Source organism: Sneathiella chungangensis (assembly GCF_009882935.1).
GTDB classification, from domain to species: domain Bacteria; phylum Pseudomonadota; class Alphaproteobacteria; order Sneathiellales; family Sneathiellaceae; genus Sneathiella; species Sneathiella chungangensis.
The window spans coordinates 211,680-233,991 of record NZ_WTVA01000014.1 but is presented as its reverse complement, the minus strand read 5'-3'; the positions used below and the strand labels follow the sequence as shown (position 1 = coordinate 233,991).

The window sequence follows — 22,312 nt, the reverse complement described above, 5'->3', positions numbered from 1 at the left end:
CGACTTCGTAACAAATAATTCAAATCTGAAAATTGGAGGAAGGATAAAAAAATGACCAAGAATATTGGATTCATCGGTCTTGGAACCATGGGGAAAGTAATCGTTAAACGGTTGATGGATTCTGGTTACACAGTAACTGTTTGGAATAGAACGAAAGAGGCCGGGAACGACCTGGTAAAGGCAGGGGCAATCTGGGCGAACAGTCCGAAAGAAGTTGCCGCGCAGAATGACATCGTTTTTTCCATGGTATCTGACGCACCGGCGACAGAGGCTGTGATATTCGGTAAAGACGGCTTGATTGAAGGCGCCCATCCAAACCTGATTATTATTGATTCCGCGAGTATTGCACCGGAATATTCCATTGCCCATGCGGAACGCGCCCAGGAAAAGAATGTCGCAATATTGGATGCCCCTGTATCGGGAGGTCCAAAGGTTGCGGAAAGCGGTACGCTCGGCATTATGGTTGGCGGCCCGGAAGAAGCGTTTAAAACCTGCGAGCCGCTCCTAAAAGTACTTGGAAGCATGGTGTTGTATACCGGTAAGAGCGGTAACGGCACGACGCTTAAATTGATTGCCAATCTGGTTATGGGTGTTGCTATCCAGGCCTCTGCCGAGGCTCTCGTGCTTGCGGCAAAAATCGGTATTGATCCTCAAGTCGTCATCGACATTACCTCTCTTCCGGGAACCGGTCCGCAAACGGGTGCAATGGCAACGCGAGGCCCCCGTATGATCGCACATAATTTCTTCCCACCTCATTTCTCGGCCAACAATATGGACAAAGATCTGACGGGTGCGATGCGGCTTGCGGAAAAGCATGGTGTCTCCCTGCCAACGGTGAGTGCATCACGTGAAGTGTTGCGGGCCGTGAAATCGCAAGGCAATGGCCAGAATGACTCGAGTTCAATTGTGACAGTGTTGGAAGCTATGGCCGCCACATCTGTCAAACGCAGCTAACCGTTAAAATTATTTAGTACACAGAAAGGAACATTGACATGGCAAAAACTGCTCTCAAACCAAAAGAATGGACGCCAAGAGGACCGTTTAGTCTAGGCGTGAAGGCTGGCAACATGATCTTTATCGCTGGCCAGATCCCGCAAGATAACGATGGAAATCCCTTTGCGCCCGGTGATGTCAAAGAGCAAACACGAGTTGTCATTGGCAAGATCAAAACAATTCTCGCAGAAGGTGGAATGACACTTGACGACGTTGTTTCGACAACCGTCTATCTTCAGTCTTTGGCCGACTATGATGAAATGAATGAAGTTTATTCGTCTATGTTTAAACCGGAGTATCCTGCGCGTGCAACTATCCGGGCGGATCTTGCAGGGAAGGGACTACTTGTGGAGATTTCCGCAATCGCTGTAAAAGGTTAATCCATAGCCCCAGGAGAGCGTTCGGTTTTATTGTCAAGTAAAACGGGACGCTCTCTTACTACCCGCTGGATTGGCGGTGCACTAGCGAACGATGCGCTAATCATCCCATTGAACGTCAAATTTGGTTACAATGTCTCTGACCTGAGAGTCATTCAGTAAGTTTGGCTGTAGCCTGTGGGTTAGAAGCGTCAATTTTGCCGTTTCTTCCAATTCTTCCATGGCATAGACGGCCGCTTCGAGATCCTTGCCCGCGACAACAGGACCGTGATGCGCCAGCAAAACGGCACTGCGCTTTCCCGCCAACCCTCGGATAGCGTCTCCCATAGCCGGGTCGCCCGGCATGAAATAGGGAAGCAGTTTTACCTTGCCCAGTTTCATAATGCCGTAAGCCGTAATCGGCGGCAGTACATTTTCCGGATCTATGTCAGGCAAAACGGAAAGTGCGACAGAGTGACTTGAATGCAAATGCACGACAGCGCCCGTGATGCCCGGCCTTGTTTCATAAAATGCGGAATGGAGCGCCATTTCCTTGGTTGCCTGATCTCCGGAGCTATAGGAAAAATCCTGATTTAAAAGAGTGAGTCGCGCTGGATCCAGTCGGCCAAAACTGCTGCCCGTCGGTGTTACCAGCAATTGCCCATTTGAAAGTCGCAACGAGATATTACCCGACGCGCTTCCCGTCAGGCCACGGTCATATATTGACTTTGCCATCTCGCAAATCTGTTCCCGCGACCGGTTTTCTTCTGAGGTCATGAGTTTAATAATTCCAGGGCGTCTGAGAAGAAACTCTCTGTTCCGAAATTTCCGGATTTCAGGGCAAGCGCAATATTAATTCCATTTGATTTGGAGAAAGTCCAGGGGACGCCTGGAACGATTTCCGCACCGACCGTTAGCTGCTCTATTTCAAGCGCTTTGGTCACGGCACCGGACGTTTCGCCGCCAGCAACAACAAATCGATGTCGGCCCTGATTTCGTGCATCGACAGCCAATCTGGCTAAGGCATTTTCGACAATTTCACCTGCTTTCTCAGTGCCCAGTTTTTCCTGTACCTTGCGGACGGCATCGGGCTCCGCCGTTGCATAAATCAAGGGGACAACATCTTTAGGTATGTTTTGAAGCCATTCCCGCACTGGTTGATCGCCATTATTGGCAAGGTCCAGCGGATCAAGCTTGTAACACTCTGCCTGGTTTGAGAATGCAGCCACCTGGGCGCGGGTCATGGCAGAACAGCTGCCAGAAAGGACAATCGCTCCCTCATCCAGTTGCGGGGCGGTATATTCTGAAGCGTCCTGCGCCAGCAATCCGTCCGACATATAAAAATCCGGCAATGCCATGGCGACGGCGCTGCCCCCGGTTATCAATGGCATATTGCGGCAGGCGTCAGCAATCACACGGAGATCGCCGTTTGCTACCGCATCGACCACAACATGCACGACACCGTCGTCACGTAAATCATCCAGTCTCGCTCGCAAGGCGTCAGGCCCGGAGGCGACGCACAGCCGATTGGCCAACCCAACGGGAGCCGTTGTTTGCGGTGTTAAGAGCCGGATTAAGTTACTGTCGCGCATAGGTGTGAGCGGGTGATCCTTCATCGGGCTTTCCGCGAGCGGTTGCTCCCCCACAAACAAATTTCCCATAAAAATGCTCCGCCCGTTTTCGGGAAAAGCCGGGCAATAAATTGTCTGATCTATCTTGAGATCCGCCATTATGGCTTCTGCGACTGGCCCGATATTACCTTTATCGGTGCTATCGAATGTAGAGCAATATTTCCAAAAGAAACGGGAAGCACCGGTTTGTTTTAACCAGGATAGTGCGCTCAGGCATTCGGCTATTGCGTCTTCAGTAGGAGAGGTTCTGCATTTCAGTGCAATGACTTCAAATGCGGCGGTGTTCGTTGGGGGTGTCTTTGGCACGCCTATACGCAAGTTGACTTTCACACCAGAGCGCGCCAGCACGCCAGCAAGATCAGTAGCGCCCGTAAAATCATCCGCAATACAACCTAATATTGTTTTCATATTGCCTTTCCTGACAATCTGTTTCTTTCTTTATGACGCTATCATTTTCAACGGGTTAGGTCATCAAATGATATTATGCGGCAGTCGTTTCGTAATGCAAGTGCAGATGATTTTTGAATTTAATCAGGAATTACTTCGTGAGCCTAAATAAGGATTTTTATGTAAATCCAGTTTTTTGAGGCACTTACATGTAACTATATATTTCTATTTCTCCGTTGCTTACGGGGCCTGATATTTTTTACTAATAAGCCGGCTAGTTGAGAGCGATTTTTCCCCTCTATTTTACTATTAATCTTGCCTCAGGCATGAGCAGAGGAAACCCGATCTTTGGCCGTGTCTTAATAGTTCCGGAAACTAAATATGACAACACAGAACCCATTTCGCCTTTTCGCTGATTTCAGCAATATTGGTGCGATAGAAAGTCAGTTTGCCAAGAAGAGCGCCCTGCTTAGTGGCAACAACATCGCTATCTCGCCGAAAAATATGTCTGCCATTATTGCGCGGAATGAGATAGAGGAATGACTGGTCGTAAAGACGGTGCCATTCTTGAGCGCCGCATATCCAATCAAGAAATTTTCTTACTCCGGCCGAGAACAGAGTTGTCACCTGAATTTACGAAAATACGCCCGAGGAATCGAAAGGTTATAAAATGAGTGAGCTGCCCCCCTGTCCACAATGTCAGTCTCCTTACGTTTATGAGGATGGCGGCCTGCGAATATGTCCGGAATGTGCCCATGAATGGGCCATAGCCGAAGCCGAAGGGGCATCCGATACCCTATCTGTCCGTGATGCGAATGGCGCGGAATTACGGGATGGCGATACAATAACGGTTATCAAAGATCTGAAGGTCAAGGGATCTTCTTCCGTAGTAAAGGTCGGAACCAAGGTAAAGAATATCCGGCTCGTTGACGGTGACCATGATATTGATTGCAAAATCCCTGGCATTGGCCAAATGGGCCTGAAGTCGGAATTTGTAAAGAAAGTCGCTGATTAAGGACTGTTTCTGAGGGAATGGGATGGAGTTGAACGCAATCTCACCGCCCAAAAGAAATTCTCTCGTTTACTAAAGCCCGAGTTGGTTAAGCGGTAGCAAAATTGTTTCGCGTGGACTTTGCTGAATTTTGCGATACTGAGGCGATCTCGCGTGAAGCGCTTGACTGTTAAACAGGGATTCCGGCAGATGCGGGTTGAATTTCTGTGCCCAATCTCGATCCAAAAACAGCTCTCAGCCAGAGTTTAGATAGCAGTTCGGCGACGTCTTCCGGAGAGCCGGAATGCTCTACAAGAATTGGATCCCTTCGGACATAAAGGCTGGCAAGATATTCATCGACCATCCCGCCTGCCGCATAGACAACCAATAAGCCTTCGGGGTTTTCTGAAAGCGGCTTTCTTGTACGACGGGCAATTGCTTCGGCGGTTCGCTTGTTCCAGTTGCTATTCAATGTTTGATAAATTTCTTCAAACTTCGTCGACTCTTCCGTCATTTGCATCAGGCAACGCAGGAGCCCTTTGTTGAGATGGAATTGCTCCACATAGGCCAACGTCGTGAAATATGCTGATTCGGACAAACTATTGCGGTTTTTGCCCGCTTCTTTAAGAGCCTGATATATATGGTGGACGAACTTCGAAAGGGTCGTGGTGGCGATATCCATTTTATCTTCGAAATAGAGGTAAAATGTCCCTTGAGAAACGCCTGATTCCTTGCATATGTCGACTATACGCAAATCGTGAAAAAACGTATCTTGAAGCAGCTTCGCTGTGGCAATCATCAGCCTGAGCTTTGTGCGCTCCCCTTTTTTTAAGCCGTCGTCCTTGGTTTGTTTTTCCAAAACCTTGTTGAAGGGAATATATTGTTGCATATTCTCGTTGCTCCCTGATGCATCGCCTTCTGTATATATCTTTTGTTGTGGAAATTGAACCGCGGAAAGAAACAGCACTTGCAAAAATGGCGATGCTTGCAATATAAATAAATATGATGTCATGTTTTGTAAATGTCAATATCAATCAGAATCCCGGTGATTGGTTTGAATTGATTTTCAAACAGATGATTTGATCAAAAAGGAATAAATTATGGCGTTAGTTGAGGGCGCAGATTTTGTCAAATTGGAGGAGCTTTCGGCCCTTCGCCAAAGTTCGTGGGAGCGACAGATTGAGTATGTGTCGAAGTGCTCTGCTTTCTTTCAGCAGCAATGGGAAGGGAGAACACCGCCTCGTTCCTTAAAAGACATTGCGGCGCTTCCGCTATGCGATAAGGGAATGTTGCGTATCTCTCAGGCAAATCATCCTCCCTTTGGAGACTACCTTGCGGCTCCGGATGAAAGCGTCAATCGCCTGCACAGAACATCCGGCACAACGGGGCAGGCGATGAACCTGGCTCTGTCTGCGCGGGATAGCCATGTCACGGCGGTTGTCGGCGGGCGCAGTCAACGGGCGGCGGGGCTCGGCCCCGGGCATCGCGTCGTTCACTGCCTGAATTATCAGATGTGGATGGGGGGGCTCACGGATCATATGACACTCGAGCAGACGGGCGCCCTCGTCGTGCCGTTTGGCGTTGGCAGTACGAAGCTCCTTATTCAGACGATCCTTGACCTCAAAATAACAGCCATTTCCTGCACGCCGTCCTATCCGGCTGTCTTGGAGCAGGTGATTGCAGAACACTTTCCCGACATAACGCCGCGTGATTTGGGGCTGAAGCTTGGATTGTTTGGCGGTGAAGCCGGTTTGGATAGCCCTGATTTGCGTCGCCGGCTGAAAGGGATCTGGGGAATGGAGCCTCGCAATGCAAATTACGGCGTATCGGATGTCTTCTGTAATTTTGCCAGCCAATGTGAACATGACACGGATCTCCATTTTCTCGGCGCTGACGTCCTGTATCCCGAATTGATCGATCCGGACACGGCGGAAGTGCTTCCGATTCAGCCCGGGATAAGCGGCGAACTCGTCCTTACGCATCTTGAAAGAGACTGTCAGCCACTGGTTCGTTTCAGGACGGGGGACGTGCTGAAGATAACCGCGACCGATCCCTGCAAATGCGGTCGCACCGGTTTCCGATTTCGGGTGATCGGACGGAGTGACGATATGGTTGTTGTTCGCGGCATCAATGTCTTTCCGACCATGGTTGCCGCCGTCATCAATGGAAACGACCGGCTATCGGGAGAATACCGCATACGTCTTAATGGCTCGGGTCCATATTCACAGCTCCCCCTGGAAGTGGAATTGGCCTCCAAGGCGGCATCCGGAGAAGAGCTGGCGGCCGAGGTTGAACGGCAGATTAAGGAAAAGCTTGGTGTGACCGCATCGGTGACACTGGTTGATCCAGGCGGGCTTCCCCGGACGTCGGGGAAAACAAAACGAGTAGTAAGAGAGGATTTGGCATGAATAACGCCGTGAAACTTCATGTCGAGGGCGGCGTGGCCGACATTCGACTTAATCGGCCGGAACGACTCAACGCGATAAATCCCGATCTTCTTCATGGTTTTGCCGATGCGCTTAAGGCGGCGCAGTCCGACCCGAAGGTTGGCGTTATCTTGATACGAGGCGAGGGCCGGGCCTTCTGCGCTGGTGATGACCTCAAGGAGTTTGGCCAGCAACGGGCAGGGGAACGCGAGACACGCCGATTTATCGAAGATATCCAGGTGATTACCGACTTGATAATGAACGGCGAGAAAATCGTCATTGGCGCGATACATGGTTGGGCCGTCGGTGGGGGTCTGGAATGGGTGATCAACTGCGACATGGCAATTATGTCTGAAAGCTGCAAATGCTTCTTTCCGGAAATTAACCTTGGGCTGTTCGTTACTGGGGGCGTGAGCTCCTTGTTGCCAAACCAGGTCGGGCTTCAAAAGGCAAAGGAGCTCATTTTGCTGGGAGAGCATATTACGGCGCAGCAGGCGCTCGACATGGGGCTCGTCTGCCGCGTTGTCCCGGATGCCGATCTGGAAAAGGCAGCTCGTGAACTTGCCGCCAAAATTGCGGCCCTTCCCAAAATTGCGCGGGAGAGTGTTAAAAAGGTTCTGAACCGGAGCTTCCAGCTCCCCATAAGTGAGGCGATGGCCCTCGAAACCAACGCAACAGTCAAATGCTTCCTCGATCCAGAAGCAATGACGCGTATCGAGGGAAAGCTGGATAAGTAAGTGATAATAAATTTCCCCTATGCCTACTAATATCTTTCAATAAAGAGGCATAGGGGGATCTTCTCTTAATCACAAGACAGATTTAATCCTCGCGCTACAAGGCTTTGGCAAGAGCTGGGAGGCGATCTCGCCAAGGTTGAGCGCGTTCAATCTGTCCGGCGAGTTGTAAGAGAATGTCTTCGCCGCCAAATCGTGCGGCAAACTGAACCCCTACAGGAAGACCTTGGCTTGTCCAGTGAAGAGGCAATGTTATTGCCGGTTGCCCTGTCACATTATAAAGCGGGGTATATGCTGAAAAATCCCAGACATGGTCTGTATATCCTTCGCCCGTTGTGTAATCGAAGGATGAGCGGGGTAAGGGCGGCTGAGACAGCGTTGGCGATAAAATAACATCGTATTTTTCATGAAACGAAGCAAGCCGTCGTCCAATCTCGTGGGTTTTTCGCGACGCAAGATAGAAATCTGCACCCGTCGCGTTAAGGCCAGCTTCCAGAAATGACCAGATTGCGGGCAGGAAATCAGATTCACGAACATCCGGGAGGCCTTTAAGCTTCGCTTTGGATTTGACATTCGCATACATTCCAACACCAAGAATTACAGTAGTTGCGTGCGCCAATCCATCTTCTTCCCAATGAATGCCAAGGTCCGTTTCTTCAACAATATGGCCCATTGATTCACATAATTTTGCCGCCTGGGTTGTCGCTGTGATGCATTCCGGATGTACATCCGTGTCGATTGGAGGACGGTTGCAAAGTGCTATTCTCAATTGCTTGGGGTCGCGTTTCGTCAATTCGAGATAACTGGCTGGCGCCGGGGGAGCCCAATAGGGGTCACCGTAGTCCGGCATTGCGGTCGCATCGAGCATGGCCGCGCTGTCGCGAACCGACCAAGTGCAGACATGTTGTGTGCTCATCCCGATTAATTCATCGCCGACATCCGGCCCATATGTGACACGGCCTTTTGACGGCTTTAGTCCAACCACTCCGCAGCAGGAGGAGGGGATCCGGATTGACCCCATGCCATCACTTCCATGGGCGGCGGGAACTATGCGAGCCGCGACGGCAGCAGCCGACCCGCCGCTGGAACCGCCTGATGTATGTTCTGGAGACCAGGGATTAGAAGTCGGGCCAAACAACGTATTATAGGTATCCGCAGCGAGGCCCATTTCGGGTACATTTGTTTTCCCGAACATGACCAATCCCGCTTTTTTATATCGGAGTGTTACTTCACTGTCGAAGTCCGGCGTGGTGGCCATGAATGCGTTGCCGGCCGTATTCTCCGTTCCCTTATAGGACGCGCGAAGATCTTTCAGGAGGAAAGGAACACCCTCAAATGGTCCATCGCCAACACCATTGCTAATCTGATCGCGGGCTAAGTCTTCAAACAAATTAATGACAGCGTTAATTTCTGGATTGATGCGTTCGAGGCGGCGAAGGGCGACATCCAGCAGTTCGGTAGGCGTCACTTCCTTGTTTTTGACAAGTTCACCGAGGCCAACGGCATCCGTATTAATGTAATCTGATTCGCTGATCATTTTGTTGTATCCCACTTCCAGAGAGCGTTGATGGTGGCGCATCCATTGAGTTTTTATCCTTACCAAATAGACGCAACGGCTTTATTCACGAAATTTTTCAAAAGCGAGTTAGGTGGTTGTTATTACATGAATGTCGCTTGAAGAATCTCCTCTTGAATAACTTTTCCACAAATAATTTTTGTTAGAAAAATTAACGGTTGTAAAAAACAAAAACTGATGTCATGTTTATCATTATGTTATTATTGCAGTCAACAGTCAATTGCGGCAGTCGCAGAAATCGGAGGAGATGTAGATGAAGCGCATTTTAGTAGCAGCAGCCATGCTGTTTGGGGTCACGATGCAGGCACATGCGGAGGATCCGATCAAAATTACTGTTATTCAGGATGTCACTGGTAGTGCCGTGCTGGAATCCTATGCCAATCAGGTCTATCGCGGATTTGATTTGGGTATTCAGTGGGCAACGGAAGGCACGGGAAAAGTTCTCGGTCGTGATATCGAGGTTATACGAAAAGATACAACGATCAAGCCGGATCGGGCGAGAGCGCTGTTGGCGGAAGCTTATGAAGACGGATCTGTCATCGTGGTCGGCTCGACGTCATCCGGTATCACGAAATCAATGTTGCCCGTGGCTCAGGATTATGAAAAAATCCTCCTTGTTGCGCCCGCTGTCGCCGATTCCATCACCGGCGAGGACTGGAACCGTTTTATTTTTAAATCTTCCCGAAACAACTCTTTCGATATGCAGGCCCAGGCAATTGCGATGCGCCTCGATGAAAATACATCCATAGGCATTATCGGTGAAGATTATGCCTTCGTGCGGGATGGTGCGGCCGCTTTGAAGGAAGCCGTCAAAAAGTATGGCGCAACTGTTGCGGCAGAAGAGTTTGTGGAAGTAAATGCGACCGATCTTACACCGGCACTGGAACGGATTGCGCAGAAGATGGAGAATGTGAAAGGCAGAAAAATCCTTTTTGCATATTTTGGGTTTTTGCCCAACTATATGGGCAAAATCATGAACTGGGGACCGGAGCGACATGACATTGAACCAACGTCTATTGTCACGACTTTGCCCACGCTTGAATCGTTCAAGTCGGTGCCGGGAATGGAAGGTGCCGCCTTCTATTATTACGATTTGGAAAATAATGAGATTAACGACTGGTTCGTCGCCGAGCATCAAAAACAATTTGGCACACCGCCGGATTTCTTCACTGTGGAGGGTTTTGCCGCCGCATCTGCTGTCGTGACGGCCTTGAAGAAAGCAAACTCGACGGAAACAGAGGACCTGATTGCAGCGATGGAAGGAATGGAATTTCCATCTGTTCGCGGGCCAAGAACCTTCCGTGCTGAGGATCATCAAGCGATGATGCCAATGTATCATGTGAAACTTGCCAATGAAGAAGGTGTTGCCTGGGCGGTACCAAAACTTGTTCGCAAGATTGAACCCGAAGAGTTCGATATTCCTATCCGCAACAAAAGATAGTGAGTGGCGCGCCGGGATGCTTTTTATGTTCCGGCGCGCAAATTTTTTAGTGATTAGTAGTTAGAAATTGTCGTTACAAAGGATCGCTTTTATGGTTTCCGCACCCAACATTGCTGACCATTGCCCAGTTATCGAAACCAAAAATCTTTCGGTCAGTTTCGGCGGGCATTTAGCGGTCAGTGATGTTTCCTGTTGTTTCGAAGAAGGGACATTGACGGCCATTGTTGGGCCGAATGGTGCGGGTAAAACGACTTATTTCAATCTTATTTCGGGTCAACTTAAATCGACGTCCGGACATGTCTTTCTTAACGGTGAGGAAATTACCCAATACCCGGTGGCCCGTCGGGCACAATGCGGCATCGGACGCGCCTTTCAGCTGACCAATCTGTTTCCGGAGCTAACCGTCCAGGAAAATATCCGCCTGGCGGTTCAGTCTATGGCGAAGACCCGGGACAGTTTTTTGACCCTTTGGAGTAGCCACACAGAACTAATCGAAAAGGCGGATCACTTCCTGGAGCTTGCCGGTCTTGGACAATATGCCAAGGCGAATGCCTCAACTCTGAGCCATGGCAATCAGCGTAAACTTGAGGTCGCCATACTGATGGCTCTCGAGCCTCGTGTTTATATGTTCGATGAACCAACAGCCGGGATGAGTGTTGATGAAGTGCCAATCGTTCTTGATTTAATCAAGCGCGTAAAGTCTGAGGGAAACAAGACGATACTGCTCGTGGAGCATAAACTTGATGTCATCCGTTCACTCGCTGATCGCATTGTCGTTTTGAACAATGGTGAAGTTGTGGCAGATGGGGATCCGACAACGGTTATGGCATCAGATATTGTTCGTGAAGCGTATCTCGGTCGGGCAAGGCAGGATAGAGTAGGAGCCGCCAAATGACGCAGCCAATTCTGCAGCTGGAAAACGTCCATACCTATATTGAACAGTATCACATTCTTCAGGGCATTACATTTGACGTGGCAGAGAATGGGTTCACTGTTATCGTCGGTCGCAATGGCGCCGGGAAAACAACGACGCTGCGGACAATCATTGGATTATGGCAGGCCAAATCTGGAACCGTGAAACTGCGCGGGCAGGAAATTCAGGGCCAGGCAACCTCTGAAATAGCGCGGGCAGGCGTCGCCTACGTCCCCGAGAATATGGGGATTTTCGGCGACCTTTCGGTTCGCGAAAATATGATCCTAGCGGCCCGGCGTGGAAAGTTCGATACGGATCGCCTTGAATGGATTTTCGGTTTGTTCCCACCGATAAAAAAATTCTGGAACCTCGCGGCGGGAAATCTGTCCGGGGGCCAAAAGCAAATGCTTGCAATCGCGCGCGCCATCATCGAGCCAAGTGATTTACTTCTCATTGACGAGCCGACCAAGGGCATCGCCCCGGCAATCATTGAAGACATGATCGATGCGTTTCTCGAATTAAAGCGCATGCAAACCACTATTCTCTTGGTTGAGCAGAATTTTTCCTTTGCCGCGGCGCTTGGTGATGATGTCGTTGTGATAGATGACGGCCAAGTGGTTCATCGAGGTGCTATGGACACTCTCTCAAGCAACCCGGATCTTCAGCAACAGTATCTCGGACTCGCACTCAATGAATAGACAAGATATCTCAGAAACCGCCATTTCCATTGGTTCTACGACAAACCTGTTGAAGCGAGACTGGCTCCCGATCATGATCGTCATCGCCGCCGCATTAATAGCGCTGGCCTTCGTTGGATCGCCGAGCATCTGGCTGACGTTGACGTTAGCGGGCCTGGCCATGGGAATGATGGTATTCATCGTTGCCTCCGGATTGACACTCATCTTTGGCCTGATGGACGTTTTGAATTTCGGTCATGGGGCATTTGTAACCGTTGGCGCATATCTCGCCTATGCCGTGCTGACAATGATGACCGGGTTGACGGTCGCCGACAATCTGCTTTTGAACGTCCTCGCGCTAATAGCCGTTGTCGTTGTTGCTGCCGTCGGGGCGGGCCTTCTTGGCTGGATATTCGAGCGGATAATTGTTCGACGCGTTTACGGGGATCACCTGAAGCAAATTCTGATCACCATGGGCGGCATGATCGTCATTGAACAGGTTGTCATGATGATATGGGGATCGCAGGAAAAACTCATTCAGTTGCCAACTTCCTTACGCGGCGCATTCGTCATGGGCGATGCGGTAGTCGAGAAATACAGATTGCTCGTCGTTGTATTTGGATCGGTACTGTTTCTGGCGATGTATTTTTCCCTTTCCCATACGCGGATAGGGCTGCTGATAAGGGCAGGCGTTGAAGATGCCGAAATGATACAGGCGCTCGGCTATCGCATTCGCAGGCTTTTTGTGGGTCTGTTTGTAGTGGGGTCCGGGCTTGCCGGGTTCGGCGGCGTGATGTGGGTGTTCTACCGCGGGACATTGACAGCGGATATCGGCGGCGAACTTATGATTTTGGCCTTTATCGTTATTATTATGGGGGGGTTGGGATCGATTACCGGATGCTTCATCAGCGCAATTCTTGTGTCCGTTGTCGCTAACTATGTGGCGTTTCTGGTTCCTGAGATGGCAATGACCTCCACAATTATATTACTTGTGGCCGTAATCAGCTGGCGGCCACGCGGACTATTCCCCCTGACGAAACGGTAATCGGTATTGGTATGATCAATTCACTTTTCTCAAAAGACTTGCCAAGAAGCCGTATTGTTACTTGCACGCTTCTATTGCTGCTGATGGCAATGCTGGTTGCGCCTATTGCTATTGGCGGACTGACAATAATGAGCGTCTTTGTAAAGGTCGCAATTTTTGTGGTTCTTGTCGGATCCTTTGATCTGCTGCTTGGCTATACGGGAATGATCTCATTTGCCCATACGATGTATTTCGGTATTGGGGCTTATGGTACTGGCATTGCATTGAAGTCTATGGGAGCCTCCTGGGAAGCCATTGCGATTGGTTTTCTGTCAGCGGCGTTGCTTTCATTTGTGATTGCGGTTGCCGTCGGCCTCTTCAGTATGCGAACTAAAACGATCTTTTTCGCGATGATTACACTGGCCGTAGCAAATGCGTTCGCCGTTCTTGTAAATCAGTTCTACACCATTACAGGGGGGCATGATGGCTTGATTTTTCAGATACCACGTATTCTGAAACCGGCCTTTGTAATAATCCCTAGAGATGTCTTTGGTGTCCCGATTAACGGAACGACGCTGAGCTATTACGGAATACTTCTGATTAGCGGCCTTCTCTTCCTTCTAATGCTGCGAATAGTCAATTCGCCATTTGGACGGGTGTTGCAGGCTATTCGCGAAAATGAGCTCAGGGCGGAAGCGCTCGGCTTCAATGTTCTCGGTCACCGTGTTGTTGTAAGTTGCATTGCGGCGGTTCTCGCCTGTGTCGCAGGTGCCTTGAATGCGCTATGGCTGAGATTTGTTGGGCCGGAAGTCACTCTTGATTTGCAGGTAATGCTGGATGTCTTGCTGATCGTGGTGATCGGCGGGATGGGAACTCTCTATGGCGCTGTAATTGGCGCCGGGGTCTTCGTTCTCGCCGAAACCTACTTACAAAGCGCGATTGCCTACATCGCCCCCATGATACAAGAAACCCCTATGCTTTCCGTAATCATACATCCTGACCGATGGGTATTCTGGCTGGGGATTCTTTTCGTCGTGAGTGTTTACTATTTCCCCGAAGGCATTGTCGGCCGCCTTCGTAATAGGGCAATAAAACGAGCCGCCACTAAAAAGTGGATGAGGTGGTGAAAAGAAGAAAATTACTTGTCGCTTGATCCGCCATTATTACCCACCGGGCATGACAAAAAATACCCTTTCAGCTTTCTTTATGAAATTCAGAAGATCTTGTTATTGAATCGGGGTATCGATATCAGTCACATGACGGCTCGACATAGTGGAGGAATTTTTGTGCCAATTTACGGCAGGCGGAGACGAGCTCCTGTAAGTATGGCTGCACTTTCATCGTTATCTGCAACGAAATAGGGATGAAGCAGGAACGAGAGAGATACCAAACCCAACAAGATAATTTTTCGATTTTTATATGGAAAAGCATTAAAAATCGATTTTAATTGACTTTTTTCCTGTTTGTGATTTTCTTTGGCAAATTCAAAAAAGGAAAATCACCAATGAGACTTGCCTCATTTCTTCACGACGGCGAAATAAAATTAGGTTTATTGAAGGCCGACGGTATCGTGGATATCAGATCGCAAATCCCCGGCCTTCCGGCGTCTATAAAAGAAATCTTGCGGCAAGATAAACTTTCAGAGATCAGAAAATCTCTTGGCGATTTAGAAGACTCCGAGGCTATTCGAATTGAAGATGTAACATTTCTGCCGCCCATATCCGATGCCGAGAAAATAATTTGCATTGGCCGAAACTATGCCGCTCATGCAAAGGAAGGCGGGGCTGAGACGCCGAGTTACCCCGAAATTTTTTTACGGACCAACCGGTCAATTCTCGGGCACGACCAACCGATCATACGGCCGAAATGCTCGGACAAACTCGACTACGAAGGGGAGTTGGTCGTCGTAATTGGCAAAACAGCCCGCCACGTAACAGAGAAAGACGCTCTCGACTACGTTGCAGGTTACTCTATCTTTAACGAAGCGACCTTGCGGGATTATCAAAGAAAAAGTACGCAATGGACAATCGGTAAGAACTTTGACAAGACGGGCGGGTTCGGTCCGTGTCTCGTGACACCGGAAAAGCTGCCACCGGGGGCAACCGGGCTTTCCATAAAGACCTTCCTCAACTGTAATTTAATGCAAGATGGCAATACAGGTGACCTTGTATTTCCAATTGCAAAACTCATCGCTCTACTCAGTGAATGCATGACATTGGTCCCGGGCGACGTCATCGTAACCGGCACGCCGTCGGGGGTCGGATATGCCAGAAATCCGCCCGTCTGGATGAAGCCGGGTGATATATGTCAGGTGAGTATTGAGGGCATTGGAACTTTATCCAATCCTATCGAGGATGAATGAGGCGAATAGCATCAGGACCCGCGGCTAACGGAGCGTTTTCCGGACGCTTACATATCAAAGGACAGATCTGATTCCTCGATAATTTTTGCTGTCTTCTGATAATGGTTCAACAGTAAATCCACGGCTTTATCGGCGTCGCGATCAATCGCGGCCAGGTAAATCGCTTCATGTTCGTCCATTGGGTCTCGGGCCGGATAGCTTGCGGCGACTGCAAGCTGGCGATAGCGATCGGATTGATCATGGAGCTGCTCGCAAAACCCCAGCAGCAGACGAGATCCGCAGGCGGCGATCAACGCCATATGAAACTCCCGATGCAATCTATCCCATTCGGCATTGCGCGCGGCGCTTTTCGGGTCAATGAGACGAGGAACGCGCGACAATCTGTGATGCGCCAGAACAAGCCGCTCCTCCCACTCACTGTCGCCATTTTCGATCGACTGACGAAGGGCGGTTTCTTCAAGCCAGCATCGCGTTTTTACGAGCTCCTGTAATTCAACTTTACTGATGGCGGCAACAGAAAACCCCCGCTGTTCTTCCCGAACGACGAACCCGTCGGAGGACAGGCGGTTGAGCGCTTCTCGAATTGGGCTGTTTCCGGCTTCATAGCGAAGACGCAATTCATCTGTCCTGAGCTTTTTACCGGGCTTCAGCGCGCCACTGACAATATCCATCCGGATGCGATCATAAACAGAAGTCGCGAGTGTCGAGACCTGGCCTGAGGAATGTTTCCCGTTTTCCTTTTCGTTGGTGAGCAATTTCGCCATCGTCCAAACTCCATATTTGCAGTTAATGTTTTAGCGGTAGCGCGAAATAAAATCCATGAGGAAAATAGAATTTCCATAAAAAGCATACTCATTGCATTATTTCGAAAATACGGCGATACAGGGGATGGAAGTCGGCAATTTCCATAGAGATCATTAAGGGGGTCAGCATGTCAGATTACTATGTCAAGCATTTGGTTGTTCCGCTGCCATTGGCGACGGCAACAAAGATAGTCGATTTTGCACTTGAATTTGGGAAGGCTGCCCAACTGCTGCCTTTAACGGTTGCCGTGTTGGATGTTGGCGGAAATCTGGTGGCTTTCAAGCGGGAAGACGGTTGCGGCATTCTGCGGGGGGATGTCGCCATTGGGAAGGCCTGGGGCGCGCTTGGTATGGGTATTTCAAGCCGGACCATCCGAGATCGTTTGTCTGATCGTCCGGCTTTTCAGGGAGCGCTCAGTGCGGCGTCCCAAGGCCGCTTTATTCCGGTTCCCGGCGGTGTCTTGATTTGCGGCGAAAATGACGACGTTATTGGCGCCGTCGGGATTAGTGGGGACGCATCGGATAAGGATGAATATTGTGCGATTATGGCCGTCCAAAAGGCGGGGCTAAAGCCGTCACCGGAAAAACCGGTCGAAAACTGGAATGAAGCGGGGCTGTAAAATTGAACAGCGGTAATTCACCCGGAGTAATCGGGATAGCTTGCCAATCGCAAATATACAATTTAATCTAGTAATTTCGAAAAAAAGTTATATGATCCGTAAAAATCGATTTAATCGAATGCTAGGGGAGGTGGATCATAATATTCCGGGAGAAGGGGACGTTCGGACGTCATTTACCACGCGTCTTAGAAATTGCGATTGCCGCGGCAATTCCGACATTGAGCATTCTTTGGGCGGTGCAGGCGCCGGTGCTGCTCGGCCTGGAGGTGGCACGGGAGCAGTTCCTTGCCTGTATTCTGGGCCTATCAATTGCGCTTGCATTCGTAGGTCAACGGAATAAGGACGCGTTTTCTCTATTTTCTCTGCTCGCGTCGCTCGTCAGCCTCTTCATCTTTTTCTTCATTGGCATTGATTACACGCGTTTCCAATTTGACTTTCCTTATCTGACACCGGAGATGCAAGCTTTAGGGACCGTTGCCGTGGCTTTCTCTGCCTATGCCCTCTGGCGAATAGGGGGCTGGGTGTTTTTGCTCATAATTGGCCTGCTTGGCGTCTATAGTCTGACCGGTCATCTATTGCCAACGCCACTTACTGCATCGCAGTCCACTCTCCCGGAAATTCTGGTATATCTCGCCTTTGATCCCAATGCGATGTTGGGAACGCCGCTCAGCGTTGTGGCGACGATTGTCGTGGTTTTCATCTTTTTTGGAAAATTGCTGGTAAAAACAGGTTGCGGTGAGTTCTTCATTGATCTTGCAATGTCTGCGATGGGCAAGCAGCGCGGAGGGGCGGCGAAAATATCTATCATCGCGTCGGCTCTCTTCGGATCTATCTCAGGAAGCGCTATTTCCAACGTCGTCACAACGGGCGTTATGACAATTCCGCTTATGAAAAGATCGGGCTATTCCTCGAGCCAGTCCGGCGCGATTGAGACCATAGCGTCTACGGGCGGTCAGTTGATGCCGCCCATAATGGGCGCGGCTGCTTTTCTGATGGCGCAATCATTGGAGATTCCCTATTCCGATGTGGTCATCGCCGCCATCGTGCCGGCACTGCTCTATTATGTTTCAGTCTTTATTCAGGTGGATCTTATTGCTGCACGCGATTCCATTTCGGCGGCGGAAAAGGAAGTGCGATCCGTCAAGACGGTGCTGAAAGAAGGCTGGCATCTGATAATACCGTTTGTCGTCTTATTGACGGCGATGTTCGAATTTCGTGCGTCGGCCGAGTTGGCGGCTCTATATGGCGGTGTCACCGCTATCGTATTAGGGAGTATCCGAGAATACCGGGGGAGCCGGCTTACCATTAGAGGGCTACTGGATTGTTTTCCAGAGACCGGCAAATCGCTGGTGGAACTTACACTTATCGTTGCAGGCGCAGGCTTTGTTATTGGTTTGCTGAATTTGTCCGGGGGCGGGTTCGTTCTTACGCTCGCTCTTGTCGAACTGGGGGGCACACACATCGCCGCCTTATTGCTGGTATCTGCCGGAATTTGTATTTTGCTCGGAATGGGCATGCCGACCTCCGGTGTCTATGTTCTTCTGGCGGCTCTCGTGGCGCCTTCTCTCATTGAAACGGGCATTGAGCCTTTGGCCGCGCATATGTTCATTCTGTATTTCGGAATGATGTCGATGATCACGCCCCCTATCGCGCTGGCAGCCTTCTCGGCGGCGACGATAAGCGGCGCGAGCCCCATGCGAACGGGTTTCGAGGCCATGAAAATGGGGTGGCTTGCCTATGTCGTTCCAGTTCTGTTTGTCTTCAGTCCCACCCTGCTAATGGAGGGCAAGGTTACGGAAATCCTGTGGAGTGGCGCAACAGCCCTTGTTGGCGTTTATTTCATTTCAATCGCCGTCGTCGGCTATTTTTCAAAGCGGCAAAGTTTGTTGGGACGGCTATTGCTTCTGCTTCTGGGAGTGATAGCCCTGATTCCGGTAAAAATCGCTTTTGGCGGCGTCGCGGTTGTAATGTCTGCTGTCATCTTCGGCAGTATCTATCTGACATGGACCCACATTTCCAATAAAGGCCAACTAATCCGATAAAAATAGGGAGCAAGGAGAAATAATATGAAAAGACTAATCGCGTTCGCAATCGGCATCGCATTGAGCTGCGCAACCGCCGGGGCTGTACAGGCGGAAACCTATTCAATGGGGACAAATCAACAGGGATCCCTGTTCTATTCCATGGGCGCCGCAATCTCCAAAGTGATGGTTGAGAAAACAGGGGAGCAGTACCGGGTTGCGCCCTATGCCGGCTCTTCAACCTATATCCCGCTTATCAATACCGGGAAACTCGCCTTCGGCTTTGCCAACGGCGGCGAGGCAGCGTTTGCCTATGAAGGTATCGGGAGCTTTGAGGGCCATGCCAATACCAATCTGCGGCTTGTCGGGGTTGCCATCGCAACGCAAACGTCCTTTGCGGTGCCGACAAATTCCCCTTTCAAAACAGTATCGGATTTAAAGGGCGCACGTCTTCCTTCGGGGTATAACTCCGGTCGCACATTTCATTACTACTCCAACGCCGCCCTTGCGACAGGGGGATTGACCATAGAGGATGCCAAAAAAGTCCCCATGCCGAATTTCGTCTCCGCGATTAATGCGATGGCAGATGGTAAGGTGGATGCGGCTCTCATACCCATGAATGCCGGCGTTGGTAAAAAGGCCATGGCGACCATGAAAGACGGCTGGCGCTATATTTCATTGGTCGACTCGCCGGAAGCGCGCGCCGCTGTCTCAAAAAATCTGCCGTCTGCCCGTATTGCCAGCATGGAGCCTGATAAGAGCAAAACAGGTGTTGTGGACAGCCCCACCTATATGATCGAGGTGGATTTTTATGTCCTGACGGGAGCTGATGTTTCTGACGATGTTGTCTACCAGCTGACCAAAACGATGTATGAAAATAAAAAGTCACTCGCTGAAGCATTTGGCGCCTTCAATCGTTTTCAGCCCGACAAGATGGTCCAGGAAAACCCGGTGCCCTATCATCCGGGTGCGGTGAAGTTTTATAAGGAAGTCGGCCAGATAAAGTAGCCGGGATAACGCTTTTAGAAGATCCTGAACAAATTCTGTCTATTTCCATGGCCGCATTATTTGCGGTCATGGAGTTTCTCTGCACATTCCTGGATCCACAGTATCGCGATATGTGGATGGCTTCCGTTCCAGAGAAAAGAGCGGGCGCCTGCGACGTTTGCAGCCGTCAGGCATCTGCCAATAATCTCTCCCATCTTAGACTCTCCTTACCTGACAGGGGTATGGCACTTTTTTACGTCATTTGATCTGGTGAGATCGCATGGCGACCACCCAGCCTATGCTGCTGGGCGGGTACTCACAAAAAATGGATGTAAGCCAGAAATCCCTAAAGAGTGGTGGACAAGATTATTATGATATGTTGTACTGAGAGAACATCGTTCTATATATAGAACAATAGGAGAGGGATGAATGATAAAAAAATTAAAGACAATGTCGCGGCTTTTTGTCTTGGGAACAGGATTTCTTGGTTGTTTGGCTTCTTCGGCTGCAATTGCCGAAGACAAGGTTATTTTCAAGGTTGCCGACATATTTCCGACTACTCATTACATTCTGCTTGAAGGCACCCAGAAATGGATGGACAAGGCAGTCGAGCTGAGTAACGGGCGCATTGAGTTCCAGTATTTTCCAGCGCAGCAACTGGGTAAAGCCAAAGATATCATGAGCCTCACGAGTGCCGGTGTCGCGGATATCGGAGTTATCATTCCAGCATATGTTCCGGAAAAACTACCGCTTTCCGCCGCAGGTGAACTGCCCGGTATGTTCAATACCGCGTGCTCCGGATCGCAGGCACTGGCGGATTTGACGAAACCCGGCGGAATTCTTTATGAGCAGGAGTTCAAGCCACAGGGCTTTCATGTGCTTTATACCAATATGTTGGCTCCTTATACCGTCATGACGTCTGAGAAAGAACTGAACTCCTATAAGGATCTCGCAGGGCTGAAGCTTTATGCGTCTGGAGATGCGAAGCATGAAACGCTGACAAAGCTGGGGGCAACGCCTATTCGGCTTAGCGGGCCTGAAATTTTTGAAGCGGTTCAGCGCGGAACACTGGATGGCGCCATGCTTGCCTATATCGGGCTGCCTCCATACAGTCTTGATGAACTTATGAAATATGGACTGACTGGTGTAAACCTGGGTAGCACAACAGTCACATATGGCATGACCTCAAAAAAATGGAACAGTTTGGATAAGGAAATCCAGGACGCGTTGACAGAGGCCGCTGCGTTTGCCGGAAATGCTCTGTGCAGCTACAGCGACAGAATGAACTCTGAAGCACTGGAGGCACTGAAAGGTGGCGGTGCCAAAATCCATGTGATTGAAGGTGAGGAAGCCGCAGCCCTAAACAAGGAGCTGGAACCGGTGATTACTAACTGGACGTCCGTTCTGGAAGAAAGAGGGAAACCGGCGAAGGAAGTCATTGAGCAGTTCCGTAGCGCTGTGTCTAAATACGAGTAATAAAAATTGGGGAACGGGCCGGTATACTGTCCCGTTCCCCATTATCAGAATCTGCGCCAAACAGGTCACTTGATTGTAGTACGCTCGCGCTAGCCCGGTTGCTTGCCGCCGAGCACGACGGAGATTTCATCTGCCGTACTGCGCAGCTTATTCCCGAAATGGTCAAGAGGGCCGTTGCTGAGTGTGGAGGATGTAGCCGCGCAGGCGACAACACCAATGGGCTCTCCCGTTACATCAAAAATCGGGGCGGCGATGGCGTCAATGCCCTCCAAATTTTCTCCATGTCCAACCGCGTATCCACGCGCACGAATATTTTTGAGATCATCCATAATATCTGCTGGATTGGTAATTGTTTTTGCCGTTAGCGGAATAACAGATACCGATTTGACGAGTTCCTCGGCTTCCTTGGAAGGCAGATAGGCGAGCAGCGCCCTTCCGGAGGCACTATGGGTTATCGGAATTCTTGTGCCTATCGAAATAATGACGCGCACATCATCCGCACAATCCTGCCTGTCAATCACCAGTAACCGGTTGAAATTTACACGCTGTTCAAGCACGACGCTTAAGCCCGTATTTTCCACAAATTTCTGTAGATGTGGTCGCGATACATGTATCAGGCTTAGGTCCTGTACAATAGTTCGGACAAACTCAAGGAAAATTGGTCCCAAGGAATACTTTTTTGAATCAGTATCAAATAGAACGAAACCATGAAGCTGAAGAGTTTTTAATATAGCGTAACAATTACTTCTGGTTAAATTGAGATCTTTCGCGATTTCTGCGCCGGATGCTCGCCGGTTTGCTTTCAGGTAATGAAAAATCCGGATTGTTCGTTCAACTGCCGGTACAGAATAACGTTTAGTCTCATCAGCTTCTTTGTACGACATACGTTTCTCC

The 22,312-nt window shown here is 49.9% G+C and carries 22 protein-coding genes; 16 read left to right on the top strand and 6 right to left on the bottom strand.

What is annotated here, in order from left to right; all coding sequences use genetic code 11:
• Positions 1–51 precede the first annotated feature (51 nt).
• Positions 52–954 (top strand): NAD(P)-dependent oxidoreductase, encoded by a 903-nt coding sequence (locus GQF03_RS12855; protein WP_161339683.1) that lies wholly within the window; start codon positions 52–54, stop codon positions 952–954.
• 38 nt (positions 955–992) lie between these two features.
• Positions 993–1,373 (top strand): RidA family protein, encoded by a 381-nt coding sequence (locus GQF03_RS12850; RefSeq protein ID WP_161339682.1) that lies wholly within the window; start codon positions 993–995, stop codon positions 1,371–1,373.
• Positions 1,374–1,469: 96 nt separating this feature from the next.
• Here the strand turns inward: GQF03_RS12850 and otnC are convergent, their stop codons facing one another.
• Both otnC and otnK read right to left on the bottom strand, forming a co-directional pair.
• The gene (gene otnC, locus GQF03_RS12845) at positions 1,470–2,126 is read right to left on the bottom strand and encodes a 3-oxo-tetronate 4-phosphate decarboxylase (RefSeq protein ID WP_161339681.1); all 657 of its coding nucleotides are present in this window, start codon (positions 2,124–2,126) and stop codon (positions 1,470–1,472) included.
• The gene (gene otnK, locus GQF03_RS12840) at positions 2,123–3,388 is read right to left on the bottom strand and encodes a 3-oxo-tetronate kinase (RefSeq protein WP_161339680.1); all 1,266 of its coding nucleotides are present in this window, start codon (positions 3,386–3,388) and stop codon (positions 2,123–2,125) included. Before otnK ends, otnC begins: the two co-directional genes overlap by 4 nt.
• Positions 3,389–3,748: 360 nt before the next feature.
• Between otnK and GQF03_RS12835 the strand changes: the two genes are divergently transcribed.
• On the top strand, positions 3,749–3,910 hold the full coding sequence (locus GQF03_RS12835) for a hypothetical protein (protein WP_161339679.1): 162 nt from the start codon (positions 3,749–3,751) through the stop codon (positions 3,908–3,910).
• A 127-nt stretch (positions 3,911–4,037) separates the two neighbouring features.
• A complete protein-coding gene (locus GQF03_RS12830; protein ID WP_161339678.1) occupies positions 4,038–4,382 on the top strand; it encodes a zinc ribbon domain-containing protein YjdM in 345 nt (114 codons plus the stop codon).
• Positions 4,383–4,548: 166 nt separating this feature from the next.
• Here the strand turns inward: GQF03_RS12830 and GQF03_RS12825 are convergent, their stop codons facing one another.
• On the bottom strand, positions 4,549–5,370 hold the full coding sequence (locus tag GQF03_RS12825) for a TetR/AcrR family transcriptional regulator (RefSeq protein WP_161339677.1): 822 nt from the start codon (positions 5,368–5,370) through the stop codon (positions 4,549–4,551).
• Positions 5,371–5,752: 382 nt separating this feature from the next.
• Between GQF03_RS12825 and GQF03_RS12820 the strand changes: the two genes are divergently transcribed.
• Positions 5,753–6,766, top strand: a complete 1,014-nt coding sequence (locus GQF03_RS12820) for a phenylacetate--CoA ligase family protein (RefSeq protein ID WP_206376391.1) — start codon at positions 5,753–5,755, stop codon at positions 6,764–6,766.
• The gene (locus tag GQF03_RS12815) at positions 6,763–7,521 is read left to right on the top strand and encodes an enoyl-CoA hydratase/isomerase family protein (protein ID WP_161339675.1); all 759 of its coding nucleotides are present in this window, start codon (positions 6,763–6,765) and stop codon (positions 7,519–7,521) included. The genes GQF03_RS12820 and GQF03_RS12815 overlap by 4 nt, the downstream gene beginning before the upstream one ends.
• A gap of 94 nt (positions 7,522–7,615) precedes the next feature.
• Here the strand turns inward: GQF03_RS12815 and GQF03_RS12810 are convergent, their stop codons facing one another.
• On the bottom strand, positions 7,616–9,055 hold the full coding sequence (locus GQF03_RS12810) for an amidase (RefSeq protein WP_161339674.1): 1,440 nt from the start codon (positions 9,053–9,055) through the stop codon (positions 7,616–7,618).
• A 292-nt stretch (positions 9,056–9,347) separates the two neighbouring features.
• Here GQF03_RS12810 and GQF03_RS12805 point away from each other — a divergent pair, with 292 nt between their 5' ends.
• From GQF03_RS12805 to GQF03_RS12780, 6 genes are all read left to right on the top strand, one after another.
• On the top strand, positions 9,348–10,535 hold the full coding sequence (locus tag GQF03_RS12805) for a substrate-binding domain-containing protein (protein WP_161339673.1): 1,188 nt from the start codon (positions 9,348–9,350) through the stop codon (positions 10,533–10,535).
• Between the two features lie 91 nt (positions 10,536–10,626).
• A complete protein-coding gene (locus GQF03_RS12800) occupies positions 10,627–11,430 on the top strand; it encodes an ABC transporter ATP-binding protein (RefSeq protein ID WP_161339672.1) in 804 nt (267 codons plus the stop codon).
• Positions 11,427–12,146 (top strand): ABC transporter ATP-binding protein, encoded by a 720-nt coding sequence (locus GQF03_RS12795; protein ID WP_161339671.1) that lies wholly within the window; start codon positions 11,427–11,429, stop codon positions 12,144–12,146. Before GQF03_RS12800 ends, GQF03_RS12795 begins: the two co-directional genes overlap by 4 nt.
• Positions 12,139–13,170 carry a branched-chain amino acid ABC transporter permease gene (locus GQF03_RS12790; protein WP_161339670.1) on the top strand — a complete coding sequence of 344 codons (1,032 nt, stop codon included), beginning with the start codon at positions 12,139–12,141 and terminating at the stop codon, positions 13,168–13,170. Before GQF03_RS12795 ends, GQF03_RS12790 begins: the two co-directional genes overlap by 8 nt.
• A gap of 11 nt (positions 13,171–13,181) precedes the next feature.
• On the top strand, positions 13,182–14,276 hold the full coding sequence (locus tag GQF03_RS12785; RefSeq protein ID WP_161339669.1) for a branched-chain amino acid ABC transporter permease: 1,095 nt from the start codon (positions 13,182–13,184) through the stop codon (positions 14,274–14,276).
• A gap of 377 nt (positions 14,277–14,653) precedes the next feature.
• A complete protein-coding gene (locus GQF03_RS12780) occupies positions 14,654–15,511 on the top strand; it encodes a fumarylacetoacetate hydrolase family protein (RefSeq protein ID WP_161339668.1) in 858 nt (285 codons plus the stop codon).
• A 47-nt stretch (positions 15,512–15,558) separates the two neighbouring features.
• On the opposite strand, the gene GQF03_RS12775 is transcribed toward GQF03_RS12780, so the two are convergent.
• On the bottom strand, positions 15,559–16,275 hold the full coding sequence (locus GQF03_RS12775) for a GntR family transcriptional regulator (protein ID WP_161339667.1): 717 nt from the start codon (positions 16,273–16,275) through the stop codon (positions 15,559–15,561).
• A gap of 167 nt (positions 16,276–16,442) precedes the next feature.
• Between GQF03_RS12775 and GQF03_RS12770 the strand changes: the two genes are divergently transcribed.
• The 4 genes from GQF03_RS12770 to GQF03_RS12755 all read left to right on the top strand — a co-directional run bounded on the left by GQF03_RS12770 (position 16,443) and on the right by GQF03_RS12755 (position 21,418).
• Positions 16,443–16,934, top strand: coding sequence for a GlcG/HbpS family heme-binding protein (locus GQF03_RS12770; protein WP_161339666.1), 492 nt, complete (start codon positions 16,443–16,445; stop codon positions 16,932–16,934).
• A 134-nt stretch (positions 16,935–17,068) separates the two neighbouring features.
• Complete coding sequence (locus GQF03_RS12765; protein ID WP_338401313.1) at positions 17,069–18,976, top strand: TRAP transporter permease; 1,908 nt, start codon at positions 17,069–17,071, stop codon at positions 18,974–18,976.
• A gap of 24 nt (positions 18,977–19,000) precedes the next feature.
• Positions 19,001–19,963, top strand: a complete 963-nt coding sequence (locus tag GQF03_RS12760) for a TAXI family TRAP transporter solute-binding subunit (protein ID WP_161339664.1) — start codon at positions 19,001–19,003, stop codon at positions 19,961–19,963.
• A gap of 408 nt (positions 19,964–20,371) precedes the next feature.
• Complete coding sequence (locus tag GQF03_RS12755; protein ID WP_161339663.1) at positions 20,372–21,418, top strand: TRAP transporter substrate-binding protein; 1,047 nt, start codon at positions 20,372–20,374, stop codon at positions 21,416–21,418.
• 89 nt (positions 21,419–21,507) lie between these two features.
• Here GQF03_RS12755 and GQF03_RS12750 read toward each other — a convergent pair whose 3' ends face one another.
• A complete protein-coding gene (locus GQF03_RS12750) occupies positions 21,508–22,302 on the bottom strand; it encodes an IclR family transcriptional regulator (protein ID WP_161339662.1) in 795 nt (264 codons plus the stop codon).
• Positions 22,303–22,312: the final 10 nt, after the last annotated feature.